The sequence below is a fragment of the Streptomyces pyxinicus genome (genome assembly GCF_024753135.1).
Classification (GTDB): Bacteria; Actinomycetota; Actinomycetes; order Streptomycetales; family Streptomycetaceae; genus Streptomyces; species Streptomyces pyxinicus.
The window spans coordinates 295516-312012 of the sequence record NZ_JANUGP010000002.1; the positions used below are offsets into that span (position 1 = coordinate 295516).

Annotated in this window: 13 protein-coding genes; 1 reads left to right on the forward strand and 12 read right to left on the reverse strand. The window is 73.7% G+C overall.

Annotated elements, in window-relative coordinates:
* Positions 1 to 42: 42 nt before the first annotated feature.
* On the reverse strand, positions 43 to 681 hold the full coding sequence (gene pdxH, locus NX794_RS03845; protein ID WP_258776687.1) for a pyridoxamine 5'-phosphate oxidase: 639 nt from the start codon (positions 679 to 681) through the stop codon (positions 43 to 45).
* 227 nt (positions 682 to 908) lie between these two features.
* Here pdxH and NX794_RS03850 point away from each other — a divergent pair, with 227 nt between their 5' ends.
* Complete coding sequence (locus NX794_RS03850; RefSeq protein WP_258776688.1) at positions 909 to 2003, forward strand: citrate synthase 2; 1095 nt, start codon at positions 909 to 911, stop codon at positions 2001 to 2003.
* 53 nt (positions 2004 to 2056) lie between these two features.
* Here NX794_RS03850 and NX794_RS03855 read toward each other — a convergent pair whose 3' ends face one another.
* The 11 genes from NX794_RS03855 to NX794_RS03905 all read right to left on the reverse strand — a co-directional run bounded on the left by NX794_RS03855 (position 2057) and on the right by NX794_RS03905 (position 16378).
* A complete protein-coding gene (locus tag NX794_RS03855; RefSeq protein ID WP_258776689.1) occupies positions 2057 to 3082 on the reverse strand; it encodes an isopenicillin N synthase family dioxygenase in 1026 nt (341 codons plus the stop codon).
* 250 nt (positions 3083 to 3332) lie between these two features.
* Positions 3333 to 3953 (reverse strand): TetR/AcrR family transcriptional regulator, encoded by a 621-nt coding sequence (locus tag NX794_RS03860; protein WP_258776690.1) that lies wholly within the window; start codon positions 3951 to 3953, stop codon positions 3333 to 3335.
* Between the two features lie 4 nt (positions 3954 to 3957).
* The gene (locus tag NX794_RS03865) at positions 3958 to 4725 is read right to left on the reverse strand and encodes an enoyl-CoA hydratase family protein (protein ID WP_258776691.1); all 768 of its coding nucleotides are present in this window, start codon (positions 4723 to 4725) and stop codon (positions 3958 to 3960) included.
* Positions 4722 to 6290, reverse strand: coding sequence for a 4-coumarate--CoA ligase family protein (locus NX794_RS03870; protein WP_258776692.1), 1569 nt, complete (start codon positions 6288 to 6290; stop codon positions 4722 to 4724). Before NX794_RS03870 ends, NX794_RS03865 begins: the two co-directional genes overlap by 4 nt.
* A 22-nt stretch (positions 6291 to 6312) precedes the next feature.
* Entirely contained in the window at positions 6313 to 7473 is a 1161-nt protein-coding gene (locus tag NX794_RS03875) for an acyl-CoA dehydrogenase family protein (protein ID WP_258776693.1), read from the reverse strand.
* Positions 7474 to 7555: 82 nt separating this feature from the next.
* Positions 7556 to 9397, reverse strand: a complete 1842-nt coding sequence (locus NX794_RS03880) for an ATP-binding protein (protein WP_258776694.1) — start codon at positions 9395 to 9397, stop codon at positions 7556 to 7558.
* 5 nt (positions 9398 to 9402) lie between these two features.
* Positions 9403 to 11001 carry an acyl-CoA carboxylase subunit beta gene (locus tag NX794_RS03885; RefSeq protein ID WP_258776695.1) on the reverse strand — a complete coding sequence of 533 codons (1599 nt, stop codon included), beginning with the start codon at positions 10999 to 11001 and terminating at the stop codon, positions 9403 to 9405.
* Positions 10998 to 12677 carry an acyclic terpene utilization AtuA family protein gene (locus NX794_RS03890; protein WP_258776696.1) on the reverse strand — a complete coding sequence of 560 codons (1680 nt, stop codon included), beginning with the start codon at positions 12675 to 12677 and terminating at the stop codon, positions 10998 to 11000. Before NX794_RS03890 ends, NX794_RS03885 begins: the two co-directional genes overlap by 4 nt.
* Positions 12674 to 13468, reverse strand: a complete 795-nt coding sequence (locus NX794_RS03895; protein ID WP_258776698.1) for a TIGR03084 family metal-binding protein — start codon at positions 13466 to 13468, stop codon at positions 12674 to 12676. The genes NX794_RS03890 and NX794_RS03895 overlap by 4 nt, the downstream gene beginning before the upstream one ends.
* 95 nt (positions 13469 to 13563) lie before the next feature.
* A complete protein-coding gene (locus tag NX794_RS03900; protein WP_258776699.1) occupies positions 13564 to 15285 on the reverse strand; it encodes an NAD-dependent malic enzyme in 1722 nt (573 codons plus the stop codon).
* A 148-nt stretch (positions 15286 to 15433) separates the two neighbouring features.
* Positions 15434 to 16378: an EamA family transporter gene (locus tag NX794_RS03905; RefSeq protein ID WP_258776700.1), complete on the reverse strand. Its 945-nt coding sequence runs from the start codon at positions 16376 to 16378 to the stop codon at positions 15434 to 15436.
* Positions 16379 to 16497: the final 119 nt, after the last annotated feature.

The window sequence follows — 16497 nt, forward strand, 5'->3', positions numbered from 1 at the left end:
CCTGGACTCGCGGGTCGTCTGCGTGTGTGGGGCCCCCGGGGGTCAGGGGCTGAGGCGGTCGAGGGTCCAGGTGGCGTCGGGGTGGGACGTGTAGCGCAGGCGGTCGTGGAGGCGGTTCTCGCGGCCCTGCCAGAACTCGACCGTGTCGGGGGCGACGCGGAAGCCGCCCCAGTGGGGTGGCACCGGGACCTGTTCGCCCTCGGGGTAGCGGGCCTCCAGGTCGGCGTAGGCGGTGTCGAGTTCGGTGCGTGAGGTGATCACCGTGGACTGGGCGCTGGCCCAGGCGCCGAGCTGGGAGCCGTGCGGGCGGGTACGGAAGTAGGCGGCGGTCTCCTCGCGGCCGGTGCGGCGGGCGGTGCCGGTGACGATGACCTGGCGGGCCAGCGGGTGCCAGGGGAAGAGCAGCGAGACGTACGGGTTCTCCGCCAGGTCGCGGGCCTTGCGGGAGCCGAAGTTGGTGTAGAAGACGAAGCCGTCGGTGTCGAAGTGCTTCATCAGGACCGTGCGCGAGCTGGGCCGGCCGGCGGCGTCCGCGGTGGAGACGACCATCGCGTTGGGCTCGTGGACCGTGCCGTGCAGGGCGGCGCGGGCGGTGTCCTCGAACCAGCGGGCGAACTGGTCCATCGGATGCGCGGCCGCGTCCTGTTCGGCCAGGCCCGCGGCCCGGTACTGCTTGCGCATGGCACCCGGATCCAAGAGGGGGTCCGGCTGAGGGTCCGTTACGGGCTCGCGGTCGGTCACGCGGTCATCTTGCCGTATCGAACGTATCTGGCACTCAGTGTCGCGTGGTCTCCCCAACTGTGGCACCGAGGGTTATCGTGCTGGTTCCCTTGCGGTTTGGGTGACCACCGGTCGATCGGGGCATCACCGGGGTGACCGCCGCCGTCCACTTCACGAGGAGCCGCCTGATGTCCGATTTCGTACCCGGACTCGAAGGAGTCGTCGCGTTCGAGACGGAGATCGCCGAACCCGACAAGGAGGGCGGTGCCCTGCGCTACCGGGGCGTCGACATCGAGGACCTGGTGGGTCACGTCTCCTTCGGCAACGTGTGGGGGCTGCTGGTCGACGGCGCCTTCAACCCGGGTCTGCCGCCCGCCGAGCCGTTCCCGATCCCGGTGCACTCCGGTGACATCCGGGTGGACGTGCAGTCGGCGCTCGCCATGCTGGCCCCGGTGTGGGGCCTGAAACCGCTGCTGGACATCGACGTGGAGCAGGCGCGTGCCGACCTGGCGCGGGCCGCGGTCATGGCGCTGTCGTACGTCGCCCAGTCCGCGCGCGGGCAGGGGCTGCCGATGGTGCCGCAGCGCGAGATCGACAAGGCGCAGTCGGTGGTGGAGCGGTTCATGATCCGCTGGCGCGGGGAGCCGGACCCCAAGCACGTCAAGGCCGTCGACGCGTACTGGACCTCCGCCGCCGAGCACGGCATGAACGCGTCCACCTTCACCGCCCGGGTCATCGCCTCCACCGGCGCCGACGTGGCCGCCGCCCTGTCGGGCGCGGTCGGCGCCATGTCCGGGCCGCTGCACGGCGGCGCGCCGTCCCGGGTGCTCGGGATGATCGAGGAGATCGAGCGCACCGGGGACGCGGAGGCCTACGTGAAGAACGCCCTGGACCGGGGCGAGCGGCTGATGGGGTTCGGGCACCGGGTGTACCGGGCGGAGGACCCCCGGGCCCGGGTGCTGCGGCGTACGGCGCGCGAGCTGGGGGCGCCGCGGTTCGAGATCGCGGAGGCGCTGGAGAAGGCCGCGCTGGAGGAGCTGCACAACCGCCGCCCGGACCGGGTGCTCGCGACCAACGTGGAGTTCTGGGCGGCGATCATGCTGGACTTCGCGGAGGTGCCGGCGCACATGTTCACGTCGATGTTCACGTGCGCGCGGACCGCCGGCTGGTCGGCGCACATCCTTGAGCAGAAGCGGACCGGGCGCCTGGTGCGGCCCTCGGCCCGGTACGTGGGGCCGGGGCCGCGCAAGCCGGAGGAGATCCCCGGGTACGTCGCCCAGTAGCGGCGGAGGGGGAGGCGGGCGCGGGTCGGTCGTGGCCGGGCGCGCCGCCTTCCTCACGCCGGGGTCAGCAGGTTTCCGTGGTGGCGTTCCGCGACCAGGGGGTGGGCCCTGAGCTTGCCCTTCAGCTCGTTGTAGCCGTACTCGGCGTACAGCGGGTTGGCGGGGTCCGTGGTGATGCCCGGGGCCTCGGACGCGTGCGGGAAGGGCAGCGGGGCGACCCTGGCGTCCAGGCGGGGGTTGTAGAAGAACGGGACGGAGTGGCGTTCGGTGGCTCCGGGCGGGCTGACCACGCGGTGGTTGGTGGCGAGCAGGTAGCCGTTGGTGGCGACCTCCAGCAGTTCGCCGAGGTTGACGACGAAGGCGCCCTCGATGGGCGGTACGTCGTGGAAGCGACCGTCCTCGCGCAGCACCTGGAGGCCGCCGACGGTGTCCTGGAGGAGCAGGGTGAGGAAGCCGTAGTCCTTGTGCGCGCCGACGCCCTGGTCGGTGCCGTCGCCCGCGCTGCCGGGGTAGCGGACGAGCTTGAGGTGCGGGTGGGCGTGGGCGCCGAAGACCGGGTCGTAGAAGCCGGCCGGGGCGCCGATGGCGGTGAGCAGTTCGCGCAGCAGGCGCTCGGCGACCTGGCTGAGCCGGTCGATCCAGGCGAGGGCGGCGGCGCGCAGTCCGGGCAGCGCGGCCGGCCACTGGTTGGGGCCCTGGAGCCACCAGTACGGGGGCTCCCCGGGGCCGGGGACGCGGGCGGGGCGTTCGGCGCCTATGTCGAGCTGGTCGCGCCAGTCGCGGGCGCCGGCGGTGCGTTCGTCGCCGGTGCGGGTGTAGCCGCGGAAGTGCGGGGAGTTGACGTTGTCCAGGGCGAGCCGGTCGGCCTCGGGGAGGGCGAAGAAGGCGCGCATGGCGGTGAGCAGGGCGTCGGTCTCGGCCCGGGTGACGCCGTGCCCGACGAGCTGGAAGAAGCCGACGTCGTGGGCGGCGCTGTGCAGCTGCGCGTGGAGCAGCGTGCGGGCCTGGGGTCCACGGTCGGCGGCCGACAGGTCGATGATCGGAAGCTGGTCGTACGACGTCGCTGTGTGCGTGGTCATGGGTGCGTCCGCGGGTGTACGGGGCACGGGTGGCCGCCGAGGGGTGTGGGCGGCCCCCGGGTGCCGAAAGGAAAGAAGAGAAAGCGAGAAAAAAGGGGGCTCGTCAGGCGGAGAGGCGCCGACAGCCCATGCTCGTGACGCGCACGTAGTCCACGTGGCGGCGTCGGACGAGCATCGGAAGCATGGGGCAAGGGTACTGCCCCGGGCCGGATACGGGTGTGGCCCGCGTCACTGGCCCGGTCGGCCCGGCTTATCCGAGGGCGTCGTCGAGCAGCGCGGCCCACTGGGTGACGACCCGGGCGCGGCGGGCGGTGTCGTCGGTGAGGAGGTTGGCGAGGCCGAGGCCGCGGGCCATGTCCAGCAGTCCCTGCACGCTCTCGCGCACCCCGGGGCGTGACTCGTCGGCACCGAGCAGGTCGACGGCGATGCGGTGCGTCTCCCGGCCGACGCGCGCCTCCAACTCGGTGACGCGGGCGCGCAGTTGCTCCTCGTTGGAGGCGGCGACCCACAGGTGCAGGGCGGCCCGGAAGAGGGGACCGGTGAAGAGGTCGACCAGGGCGGCGACGACGGCGCGGCGGTCGGCGGCGCCCTCCGGGAAGAGGTCGCGCAGGGCGGTGGAGCGCTCTTCGGCGACGTACTCGACGGCGGCGGTGAACAGGTCCTCGCGGGTCGGGAAGTGGTGCTGGGCGGCGCCCCGGGAGACCCCGGCGCGTTCGGCGACGACGGCGACGGTGGAGCCCGCCCAGCCGTGCTCGGCCAGGCAGGCCACGGCGGCCTCCAGCAGCCGCTGCCGGGTGGCCCTGCTCCGGTCCTGCTTGGGGCTCCGGTCCGGCCGGGAAGCGGGGCGGTCGTGTTCCGCCGTCGTGCTCACGTCCTCACACCACCCATGCCGCGTCCCGTTTCTCCAGGAAGGCCGTCATCCCCTCCCGGGCCTGCTCGGAGGAGAACAGCCGGGCCGAGAGCGCGGTCAGCTCGCCCGCGTCCCGGTCGAATGTCTCCAGCACCCTAGCCGTGAGGAGCCGCTTGGTCTCCGCCAGGGCCCCGGGCGCGGAGCGGCGCAGGCCGTCCAGGATCGGGGCGAGGGCGTCGTCCACGTCGTCGGCGCTGGTGGTGAGCAGACCGAGGCGGACGGCCTCGGCGGGGCCGAAGCGTTCGCCGGTGAGGTAGTAGCGGGCCAGGGCGCGCGGGTCGGTGCGCGGCAGGACCGGCAGGGAGATGACGGCGGGGGCGACGCCGATGCGGACCTCGGTGAAGGCGAAGGTGGCCGTGCTGGAGGCGGCGGCCAGATCGCAGGCGGCGAGCAGTCCGAGGCCGCCGGCCCGTACGTGTCCGGTGATCCGCGCGACGACGGGCTTGGGCAGTTCCACGAGCTGCCGCAGCAGGCCGACCAGGGCGTCGGGGTGCGGCGGGTCGCGCAGGTCGGCGCCGGCGCAGAAGGTGGTGCCGGTGTGGGTGAGGACGACAGCCCGTACGTCCGGGTCCTTCGCGCAGTCGGCGAGGGCTTCGGCGAGGGCGGTGACGAGGGCGGCCGACAGGGCGTTGCGGGTGCCGGTGGCGTCCAGGCTGAGGGTCTCGACGCCGCGTGTGCGCGTGCGGCCGACGGGAGCCGCGGCGGCGGGTGTCGTCGGGGCAGCGGATGTCATGGCAGCTCCCTGAGTTCCCGGCGCAGGATCTTGCCGGAGGCGGCGCGCGGGACGGTGTCGGTGAAGGTGACCTTGCGGACGCGTTTGTAGGGGGCGACGCGCTCGGCGACGTGGAGCAGGACGTCGTTCTCGGTCGGCTCCTCGGCGCCGGGGCGGCGGACGACGAAGGCGTGCGGGACCTCGTTGCCGTCGGCGTCGGGGGTGCCGATGACGGCGGCGTCGGCGATGCCGGGGTGGGTGAGCAGCAGGGCCTCCAGTTCGGCGGGGGCCACCTGGAAGCCCTTGTACTTGATGAGTTCCTTCACGCGGTCCACCACGAAGAGCCAGCCGTCGGCGTCGACGCGGCCGACGTCCCCGGTGTGCAGCCAGCCGTCGGGGTCGATGAGTGCGGCGGTGGCGTCGGGGCGGCCGAGGTAGCCCTTCATGACCTGCGGGCCGCGGATCAGAATCTCGCCGCTCTCACCGGTACCGAGGTCCTTTCCGGGGTCGTCCAGGGAGACGATCCGCATCTCGGTGCCGGCGACGAGGCGGCCGACGGTGCCGGCGGGGGCGTCGTGCAGGCGGTCGAGGGGGACGACGTGGGTGCCGGGGGACAGTTCGGTCATGCCGTAGGCCTGGCCGATCGGGGGCAGTCCGAGGCGCTCGGCGCAGGCGCGGGCGAGCTGGGCGTCCAGCGGGGCGGCGGCGCTGATGACGTACTTCAGCGAGGACAGGTCGTAGGCGCCGACGGCCGGGTGTTTGGCGAGGGCGAGGACGATCGGCGGGGCGACGAAGAGGCCGGTGATGCGGTGTGTCTGGATCGCGGCGAGGAACGTCTCCAGCTCGAAGCGGGGCAGCACGACGACGGTGGCGCCCTGGCGCAGCGGGGCGTTCATGAGGGCGGTCAGGCCGTAGATGTGGAAGAAGGGCAGGACGGCCAGGATGCGGTCGCCGGGTCCGGCCGGGACGGCGGGGGCGAGCTGGGCGAGGTTGGTGGCCAGCTGCCGGTGGGTGAGCATGACGCCCTTGGGCACGCCGGTGGTGCCGGAGGAGTACGGCAGCGCCGCGACGTCCTCGGCGGGGTCGAGGCCGACGTCCGGTTCGGGGGCGGTGGTGGCGAGCAGGTCGATGAGCGAGCGGTGCCCGGGGGCGCTGTCGCACACCAGGATCTCCCTTACGCCGCCCGCGAGTTCGGCGGCCCGGCGGGCGGTGACCAGCAGCGGGGAGACGGTGACGATCCAGCGGGCGCCGCTGTCGGCGAGCTGCTTGGCGAACTCCTCGGCGGTGGCCAGCGGGTGCACGGTGGTGACGGCGGCGCCCGCGCGGGTGGCCGCGTAGAAGGCGGTCGGGAAGGCGACGGTGTTGGGGCTGTGCAGGGCGAGGACGTCACCCTTGCGGACGCCGGTCTCGGCGAAGGCGGCGGCCAGGCGCCGGTGGAACCGGTCCACCTGCTCGTACGTGAGCGTGGTGCCGTCCGTGCCGTCGACGAGGGCGGGCCGGTCACCGAAGCCGGCCGCGTGGCCGAGGACGGCGTCGTGGATGGGAAGTGCTACGGGCGGGACGTCTGCGTACGCGCTGCGGAACACGGCTCCTCCAAGCGGCGGCGGCTCAGTACGACTTGGGCAGGCCGAGACTCTGGTGGGAGACGTAGTTGAGGATCATCTCCCGGCTCACCGGCGCGATCCGGGCCACCCGCGCGGCCGTGATCAGCGAGGCGAGCCCGAACTCGCGGGTGAGGCCGTTGCCGCCGAGGGTGTGCACGGCCTGGTCGACGGCCCGGACACAGGCCTCGCCGGCCGCGTACTTGGCCATGTTGGCGGCCTCGCCCGCGCCGATGTCGTCGCCGGCGTCGTAGAGGTGGGCGGCCTTCTGCATCATCAGCCGGGCCAGCTCCAGGTCGATGTGGGCCTGGGCGAGGGGGTGGGCGATGGCCTGGTGGGCGCCGATGGGGGCCTTCCAGACGGTGCGGTCGCGGGCGTACTCGATGGCCTTGCCGAGCGCGTACCGGCCCATGCCGATCGCGAACGCGGCCGTCATGATCCGCTCCGGGTTCAGCCCGGCGAACAGCTGGAGCAGTCCGGCGTCCTCGTCGCCGACGAGCGCGTCGGCGGGCAGCCGTACGTCGTCCAGGACCAGCTCGAACTGCTTCTCCGCGGCGCTGAGTTCCATGTCGATCGGCCGCTTCTGGAAGCCCTCGGCGTCCGTCGGCACGATGAACAGGCAGGGCTTGAGGCGTCCGGTGCGGGCGTCCTCGGTCCGGCCGACGATCAGCACGGCGTCGGCCATGTCCACCCCGGAGATGAACACCTTGCGGCCGGTCAGCAGCCAGTCGGCGCCGTCGCGGCGGGCGGTGGTGGTGATGCGGTGGCTGTTGGAGCCGGCGTCGGGCTCGGTGATGCCGAACGCCATGAGACGGGTGCCGTCGGCGAGGCCGGGCAGCCAGGTCCGCTTCTGCTCCTCGGTGCCGAAGCGGGCGATCACCGTGCCGCAGATGGCCGGGGAGACGACCAGCATGAGCAGGGGGGAGCCGGCGGCGCCGAGTTCTTCGAGGACGATGGAGAGTTCGGCTATGCCGCCGCCCCCACCGCCGTATGCCTCCGGCAGGTTGACGCCGAGATAGCCGAGCTTGCCCGCCTCGGACCAGAGTTCGGTGAGGGGTTTGCCTTCGGCGACGGTGCGGGTGAGGTATGCGCGGCCGTAGCGGTTGCCGAGGGCGGATACGGCGGCTCGTAGGGCTTTGTGTTCTTCGGGTTCGATGAGGGTGGGCATGGGATTCCTTTCGGGTGCGGGTTGGGTGTGGTTGCTCGCGCTCACGCGGCGGCAGCCGCATATCGATACAGCCCCGCGCCCCTCAGGTCTGCCGCACCACCGCCAGCAGGAAGCCGGGCTCCACCTGCTGTCCCGGCTTGGCGTGCAAGGTGGTGAGGGTGCCTTCGGTGGGTGCCGAGATCTGGTGCTGCATCTTCATCGCCTCCAGCCAGATCAGGGGCTGTCCGGCGGTGACGGCGGTGCCCTCGGTGAGGCCTTCGGCGACGCGTACGACCGTGCCGGGCATCGGGGCCAGCAGGGAGCCGGGGGCGAGTTGTTGCTCCGGGTCGGGGAAGCGGGGCAGTGCCGTCAGGCGGGTGGTGTTGACGTGGATCCGGTCGCCGTAGCGGGCCACCTCGAAGCGGTGGCGTACGCCGTCCGCTTCGAGGACGACCGTGTGGGCGGAGACGTGCACGACCCTCGCCCCTTCCACGGCGAAGCCGGTCCGGGTGGGGCGGTAGCGGACCTCGGTCTCCTCGCCCCCGACCTCGTAGCGCTTGATCTGGGGCTGGGAGGGGAGGTTGCGCCAGCCGCCGAAGCGGGAGCGGCCGTGGGCGGCGGCGAGGGCGGCGGCCAGCGGGGCGAGCGGGTCGGGGGCGGGCTCGGTGAGGGCGGGGAGGTGGCGGTCGTAGAAGCCGGTGTCCATGCGGGCGGAGGTGAACTCCGGGTGGCGCAGGGAGCGGACGAGCAGGTCGCGGTTGGTGACCGGGCCGTGGAGCGCGGCGGCCTCCAGGGCGCCCGCCAGCTTGCGGATCGCCTCCGCGCGGGTGGGCGCGTGGGCGACGACCTTGGCGAGCATCGGGTCGTAGTGGACGCCGATGGGGTCGCCGTCGGTGTAGCCGGTGTCCAGGCGGACGCCGGCCGGTACGGCGAGGCGGTGCAGGGTGCCGGTCTCCGGGGCCCAGTCACGGGCCGGGTCCTCGGCGTACAGGCGGGCCTCGACGGCGTGGCCGCGCGCGGGGGGCGGTTCCGGCGCCAGCGCGTGGCCCTCGGCGACGCGGAGCTGCTCGGCGACCAGGTCGAGGCCGAACACCTCCTCCGTCACCGGGTGTTCGACCTGGAGGCGGGTGTTCATCTCCAGGAAGTGCGCGCGGCCGTCGGCGACCAGGAACTCGACGGTGCCGGCGCCCACGTAGGAGACGGCGCGGGCGGCGCGTACGGCCAGCGCGCGCAGCTCCTTCGCGAGCCCCTCGGTGAGTCCGGGCGCCGGGGCCTCCTCGATCACCTTCTGGTGGCGGCGCTGGAGGGAGCAGTCACGGGTGCCGAGCGGCCAGACGGTGCCGTGGGTGTCGGCGAGGATCTGCACCTCGACATGGCGGCCGTGCTCCAGGTACGGCTCGACGAACACCTCGCCGTCCCCGAAGGCGCTCACGGCCTCGGCACGCGCGCCCTCCAGGGCGGCGGGCAGCTCTTCGAGGCGGCGTACGATCCGCATCCCGCGCCCCCCGCCCCCGGCCGCCGCCTTCACCAGCACCGGCAGGTCGGCCTCGGTGACGTCGGTCAGCGGGGCGAGGCCCATGAGCTGCTTGGCGCGGGTCTTGGACGCCATCGCCTCGATGGCCTCCGGCGGCGGGCCGATCCAGGTCAGGCCGGCGTCGAGGACGGCGCGGGCGAAGCCGGCGTTCTCGGAGAGGAAGCCGTACCCGGGGTGCACGGCGTCCGCGCCGGCGGCGAGGGCGGCCTTCACCACCAGGTCGCCGCGCAGATAGGTGTCGGCGGGGGCCGCGCCCGGCAGCCGTACGGCGGTGTCGGCCACGCGCGCGTGCAGCGCGTTCTCGTCCGCGTCGGAGTGGACGGCGACGGTCCGGATTCCCGAGGCGGCGCAGGTGCGGAAGATCCGGCAGGCGATCTCGCCCCGGTTGGCGACCAGCAGTGTCTGGATCATGGACCTCACATCCGGAAGACGCCGAAGCCGCCGCGCGCGCCCTCGAAGGGGGCGGTGTGCAGGGCGGACAGGCACAGGCCGAGGACGGTGCGGGTGTCGCGCGGGTCGATGACGCCGTCGTCGTACAGCCGCCCGGACAGGAACATCGGCAGCGACTCGGACTCGATCTGCTGCTCGACCATGGCGCGCAGCGCGGCGTCGCCCTCCTCGTCGTACGGCAGTCCCTTCGCCGCCGCCGACTGCCGGGCGACGATGGACAGCACGCCGGCGAGCTGCTGCGGGCCCATGACGGCGGACTTGGCGCTGGGCCAGGCGAACAGGAAGCGGGGGTCGTAGGCGCGCCCGCACATGCCGTAGTGCCCGGCGCCGTAGGACGCGCCCATGAGGAGGGACAGGTGCGGGACGCGGCTGTTGCTGACCGCGTTGATCATCATGGCGCCGTGCTTGATGATGCCGCCCTGCTCGTACTCCCGGCCGACCATGTAGCCGGTGGTGTTGTGCAGGAACAGCAATGGGATGTCCCGCTGGTTGGCAAGCTGGATGAACTGGGCGGCCTTCTGCGACTCGGCGCTGAACAACACGCCCTGCGCGTTGGCGAGGATGCCGACGGGATAGCCGTGCAGGGCCGCCCAGCCGGTCACCAGGCTGGTGCCGTAGAGCGGTTTGAACTCGTCGAAGTCGGAGCCGTCCACGATCCGGGCGACGACCTCGCGCGGGTCGAAGGGCGTCTTCAGGTCGCCCGGGACGATGCCCAGCAGCTCCTCGGGGTCGTACCTGGGCGGCTCGGCGAACCCCGGATCGGGGTACGCCTTGCGGTGGTTGAGGCGGGCGACCACCCGCCGGGCCTGCCGCAGCGCGTCCCGCTCGTCCACGGCGAAGTGGTCCGCGAGGCCGGACACCCGCGCGTGCATCTCGGCGCCGCCGAGGGACTCGTCGTCGCTCTCCTCGCCGGTGGCCATCTTGACCAGCGGCGGCCCGCCGAGGAAGACCTTGGCGCGCTCCTTGACCATGATCACGTGGTCCGACATGCCGGGGACGTACGCGCCGCCCGCCGTCGAGTTGCCGAAAACGACGGCGACCGTGGGGATGCCGGCGGCGGAGAGCCGGGTGAGGTCCCGGAAGATGGCGCCGCCGGGGATGAAGATCTCCTTCTGGGAGGGCAGGTCGGCGCCCCCGGACTCGACCAGGCTGACGCAGGGCAGCCGGTTGGCGAGCGCGATGTCGTTGGCGCGCAGGGCCTTCTTCAGGCTCCACGGGTTGCTGGCGCCGCCGCGCACGGTCGGGTCGTTGGCGGTGATCAGGCACTCCACGCCCTCGACCACGCCGATGCCGGTGACGAGGGAGGCGCCGACGGTGTACTCGCTGCCCCAGCCGGCCAGCGGCGACAGCTCCAGGAACGGCGTGTCCGGGTCGAGCAGCAGCTCGATGCGCTCCCGGGCGAGCAGCTTGCCGCGCTTCCGGTGCCGCTGAACGTACTTCTCGCCGCCGCCCGCGAGCGCCTTGGCGTGCTCGGCGTCCAGTTCGGCGAGCTTGGCGAGCATGGTCTCGCGGTGCGCCCGGTGGTCGGGAGCGGCCGGGTCGAGGGCCGAGGTCAGGGTGGTCACAGCAGGGCCTCCGGGATGTCCAGGTGGCGGGAGCGCAGCCATTCGCCGAGAGCCTTGGCCTGCGGGTCGAAGCGGTGTTGGGCGGCGACGCCGGCGCCGAGGATGCCGCCGACGGTGAAGTTCAGGGCGCGCAGGTTCGGCAGCACGTGCCGGGTGACGGGCAGGTCCCGGCTCTCCGGGACCAGCTCCCGGAAGCGCTCCTCGGTCAGCTCGTGCGCGAGCCACCGCCAGGCGTCCTCGGTCCGCGCCCACACCCCGACGTTGGCGTCCCCGCCCTTGTCCCCGCTGCGGGCCCCGGCGACCAGCCCGAGCGGCGCCCGCCGGGTCGGCCCGCCGGGCGGCAGGGGCTCGGGCAGGGGCGGTGCCGGTACGGCCTCCAGGGGCCGCGTCTCCCGGGACGGCGCCACCACCACCCGGCGCCCGTCCGGAAGGACGGCCACCTGCTCCACGGCGGTCTGGGGGACGTAAGCAGCCTCGAACACCCCGTACGGCTCGCCCCTTCCGGGTGGCGCGAGCACGTGGAAGCCCGGGTAGCTCGCGAGGGCCAGCTCGATCGCGGCCCCGCTCAGCGCCCGCCCGACGACCTCCTGGTCCGGGTCCCGTACGACGAGCCGCAGCAGGGCGCTGGCCGTCTCCTCGGTGCCGGCGTCGTCCCGGTCGGTGCGCACCAGGTCCCAGCGGACCTCGGCGGGCGGCGACTTGGCGAGGGCGTCGGCGAGCTGGTCGCGCACGAGGTCCGCCTTGGCCTCGATGTCGAGGCCGGTGAGGACGAAGGCGACCTCGTTGCGGAAGCCGCCGAGCCGGTTGACCCCGACCTTGAGGTCCGGCGGCGGCGCCTCCCCGCGCACGCCCTCGATCCGCACCCGGTCCGGCCCGTCCTGGCGCAGCCGGACACTGTCCAGCCGGGCGGTCACGTCCGGCCCCGCGTACCGGCCGCCAGCGGTCTCGTACAGCAGTTGGGCGGTGACGGTCCCGACGTCCACGAAGCCGCCGGTGCCGGGATGCTTGGTGATCACGCAGGTGCCGTCGGCGCCCACCTCGGCCAGCGGGAACCCCGGCCGCCGTACGTCACCCTCCCGGAAGAAGGCGTAGTTCCCGCCGGTGGCCTGCGTCCCGCACTCCAGCACATGCCCGGCGACGACGGCTCCCGCGAGCCGGTCCCACTCCCCCGGCTCCCACCCGAAGTGGGCGGCGGCGGGCCCGGTGACGAGCGCCGCGTCCGTCACCCGCCCGGTGACGACGACGTCCGCGCCGCCGCGCAGGCACGCGGCGATCCCGAACCCGCCGAGGTAGGCGTGGGCGGCGAGGGCGCCGGGGTGGGCGGCGGTCAGGTCGTCGCCCTCGACATGGGCGACGCGCACCGGCACGCCGAGCCGCCCGGCCGCCTCCCGGATCCGCTCCGCCAACCCGGCCGGGTTGAGCCCGCCCGCGTTGGTGACGATCCGCACGCCCCGCTCGTGGGCGAGGCCGAGGCAGTCCTCCAACTGGCGGAGGAAGGTGCGGGCGTACCCGGCGCCGGGGTCCTTCAGCCGGTCGCGGGCGAGGATCAGCATGGTCAGCTCGGCGAGGTAGTCGCCGGTGAGGACGTCGAGTTCACCGCCGGTGAGCATCTCGCGCAGGGCGGCGGCGCGGTCGCCGTAGAACCCGGAGAAGTTGCCGATGCGCAGGGGCGTCACCGCTCGCCTCCCGTCGGCGGGCGGCCGGCTCCGGGCGGTCCGGCGAAGGCCTGGGCGAGGTCCAGCCAGCGGTCCGCGTCCGGGCCCTCGGCGGTCAGGGCCAGGTCGGCGCGGTGGGCGCGCTGGGTGACGAGGAGGCAGAAGTCGAGGGCGGGACCGGTGACGCGCTGGGCGGCGTCGGGCGGCCCGTAGCTCCACACCTCGCCGGAGGGCCCGTCCAGCTCGACGCGGAACTCCGTTTGCGGCGGCGTGAGTCCGTGCACGCCGTACGCGAAGTCCCTGGTCCGCACCCCGAGTCGGGCCACGTGCCGGAGCCGGTCGGTGGCCGGCCGGACGGCGCCCAGGGCATCGGCCACGTCCAGGGAGTGGGCCCAGGTCTCCATGAGACGGGCGGTGGCCAGGGAGGCGCCGGACATGGGCGGCCCGTACCAGGGGAAGCGGCTGCCGGGCGGCGCGGCGCGCAGGGCCCGCTCCAGGGCGTCCCGGCCGGCCCGCCAGCCCGACAGCAGCTCGGCGGGCGGGAGTCGGGCCCCCTCCTCGGCACCCTCGTCCACGAAGGAGCCGGGGGCGGTGAGCGCCTTCTCCACCAGCGCCTGGAAGGCCCCGGCGTCCGTGACGGCCAGCAGGGCGGAGTGGTCGGTCCAGGCGAGGTGGGCGATCTGGTGGGCGACGGTCCAGCCCGGGGCGGGGGTGGGCCGGGCCCACTGCTCCGGGTCCAACTCGGCCACGAGTCGGTCGAGTTCGTCGCTCTCGGCACGCAGGTCGTCGATGACGGGCGTCGGGTCGGCCATGGAGGGAGCATGGCAGCGGGGGTGGAAACAATCAAGCGTGCTTGCATTAATTGGCTGGGCGGCAAGGACTCAGCCGTTCACACCGGGTGGGGAGTTCACACCGCGCGGATCGGCGGATAGACGGCTTCCCACACCGCCGCCCGCACGGCCGCCTCCGGGTCGTCCAGACCGTCGGCACGGGCGACCCCGTCCTCCACCGCCGCCCTGACCACGGCGACGGCGACGGCCGTGGAGGTGCTCCGCAGGTCGCGGATCGGGGGCAGGACGGGCGCGTTCCGCTCGGCCACGTCCGCGTCGCCGGTCTGCCGGGCCACGGCGTCGGCCGCCGCGCGCAGCATGCGGTCGGTGACGCGGGAGGCGCGGGCGACGATCGCGCCGAGGCCGAGCCCGGGGAAGACCAGGGCGTTGTTGGCCTGCCCGATCTCGTACGTCGTCCCGTCCCGCTCGACGGCCGGAAAGGGGCTGCCGGTGGCGACCAGGGCCTTGCCGTCGGTCCAGTCGAGCAGGTCGGCGGGGGTGGCCTCGGCGAGGTCGGTGGGGTTGGACATGGGCAGGATGATCGGGCGTTCGGTGTGGGCCGCCATCTCGCGGACGATGTCCCGGGTGAAGGCGCCGCCCTGCCCGGAGGTGCCGATGAGGAGGGTCGGGCGGACCCGCCGGACGACCTCGGCGAGCGGGATGCCGGGCAGGCTCTCGTCCCGGCTCCAGCCCTCCGTCTCGCCGGCCGGGCGGGCGTAGGGCACCTGGAAGTCGCGGAGCTTGTCGCCCTGGTCGTCGGTGAGCAGGCCGTACCGGTCCACGCACCAGAAGCGGGCGGTCGCCTCGTCGGCCGGCAGCCCCTCGGCCACCAGGGCGTCGCGGAGCTGGTCGGCGACGCCGATGCCGGCCGTGCCCGCGCCGAAGACCACGATCCGCTGCTCGGTCAGGGGCAGGTCGGCGGCCCGCACGCCGGACAGCACGGCGGCGAGGTTGACGGCGCCGGTGCCCTGGATGTCGTCGTTGAAGGTGCAGACCCGGTCGCGGTAGCGGTTCAGGATCCGGCGGGCGTTGGCGGTGCCGAAGTCCTCCCAGTGCAGCAGGGCGCCCGGGAAGAGCTTGGCCGCGGTGGTGACGTAGGCGTCGATGAAGGCGTCGTAGCTGTCGCGGTCGGCGCGGGGGTGGCGGTTGCCGAGGTAGAGGGGGCTGTCGAGGAGTTCCTGTCGGTTGGTGCCGACGTCGAGCATGACGGGCAGGGTGCGGCGCGGGTCGATGCCGGCGGCGGCCGTGTAGACGGCGAGCTTGCCCACGGCGATGTCGATACCGCCGACGCCCCAGTCTCCGATGCCGAGGATGCCCTCGCCGTCGGTGGCGACGATCAGGTCCACGTCGTCGGCGCCGAGTCCGCTCGCCCGCAGCGAGCGCTCGATGTCGTCGGGGGCGTCCACGGAGAGGTAGACCCCGCGGGGGCGGCGGTACTCGGTGCTGTAGCGGCGGATCGCCGTGCCGACGGTCGGCGTGTAGACGATGGGCAGCATCTCTTCGAGGTGATCGCCGACGAGCCGGTAGAACAGCACCTCGTTGCGGTCGTGCAGGGCGGTCAGGTACACGCTCTTGGCGAGATCACCGCTCTGCTCCCGGAACTGCCCGTACGCCCGCTCGGCCTGCCCGTCCTGATCGAGCACCCGCGGCGGAATCAGCCCGACGAGATCCAGCGCGCGCCGCTCTTCGTCGGTGAACGCGGTCCCCCGGTTGAGCCGGGGGTCGGCGAGCACGGCCCGGCCGCGCGCGCTGATCTCCAGGGGCCGGTTCTCCCTGTCACCGCTACCGTCACCGCTCACGATTCCGCCTTCCGCTCGCCGCTGTGCCTTTCCCTTCTGGAGTGTGCCGGAGGGGGACGGGGTTCGCAGGGTGGGCTGGGTGCTTGGTGCTGGGCGCTTGGTGCTGGGCGCGCGGGGTGGGGCCGTACCGGTGGCGGCCCGGGTCCCGTCAGGCCTCCGGCGGCCGGGCCGGGACTCTGGCGCCCCGGCCTATCTGGGTGCGGACGGCACCGATGCTGGCCGCGATGACCAGGGCGATGGCCGCCGCCTCCGTGGGCGAGAGGGACTGGCCGAGGATGAGGAAGCCGGCCGTGGCCGCGATGGCCGGTTCCAGGCTCATGAGGATCGCGAAGGTGTGGGCCGGGAGACGGCGCAGGGCGAGGAGTTCGAGGGTGTAGGGCAGGACCGAGGAGAGCAGGGCCACCGCCGAGCCGAGGGCAATGGTGGTGGGGTCGAGGAGGCGGGTGCCGGAGGCGGCGATGCCGAGGGGGAGGAAGAGCAGCGCGGCCACCGCCATCGCGAGGGCCAGCCCGTCCGCCTGCGGGAAGCGCCGGCCGGTACGGGCGCTGAAGACGATGTACGCCGCCCACATCGCGCCCGCCCCCAGCGCGAAGGCCACGCCGGTGGGGTCGAGGTCGCCGAAGCCCCCGCCGCCGAGCAGGAAGACGCCCGCGAGGGCGAGGGCCGCCCAGACGGCGTTGACCGCGCGGCGGGAGGCCAGCACCGAGAGGGCGAGGGGGCCGAGGACCTCCAGGGTGACCGCGGGACCCAGCGGGATGCGCGCCACCGCCTCGTAGAACAGGCCGTTCATCGCGCCCATGGCGACGCCGAACGCCAGCACCGTGCCCCAGTCGGCACGGGAGTGGCCGCGCAGACGGGGCCGGCAGACCAGGAGCAGGACGACGGCCGCGGCCAGCAGCCGCAGGGTCACCACGCCCAGCGCGCCCGCCCTCGGCATCAGGGTCACCGCGACGGCGGCGCCGAACTGCACCGAGATGCCGCCGGCCAGCACCAGTCCGACGGGGCCGAGCGAGCCGAAGCGGCGCGGGGCCCCTGCCGGGGATGCGGGGGCGGCGGCCGGATTCGCGGAAGGGGTGGCGCTGCGGGTGCTCACGGGCGGTCCTGGCTGTCGGTCGGGGAGGCGGGGCGGTTCGTGTTCATTGTGATGCACTGGTGAGTCCAGGTTAGTAAACCTCGTCAGGAGTGTGAAGTGCTTTTGGGGCTGTCCTGAAG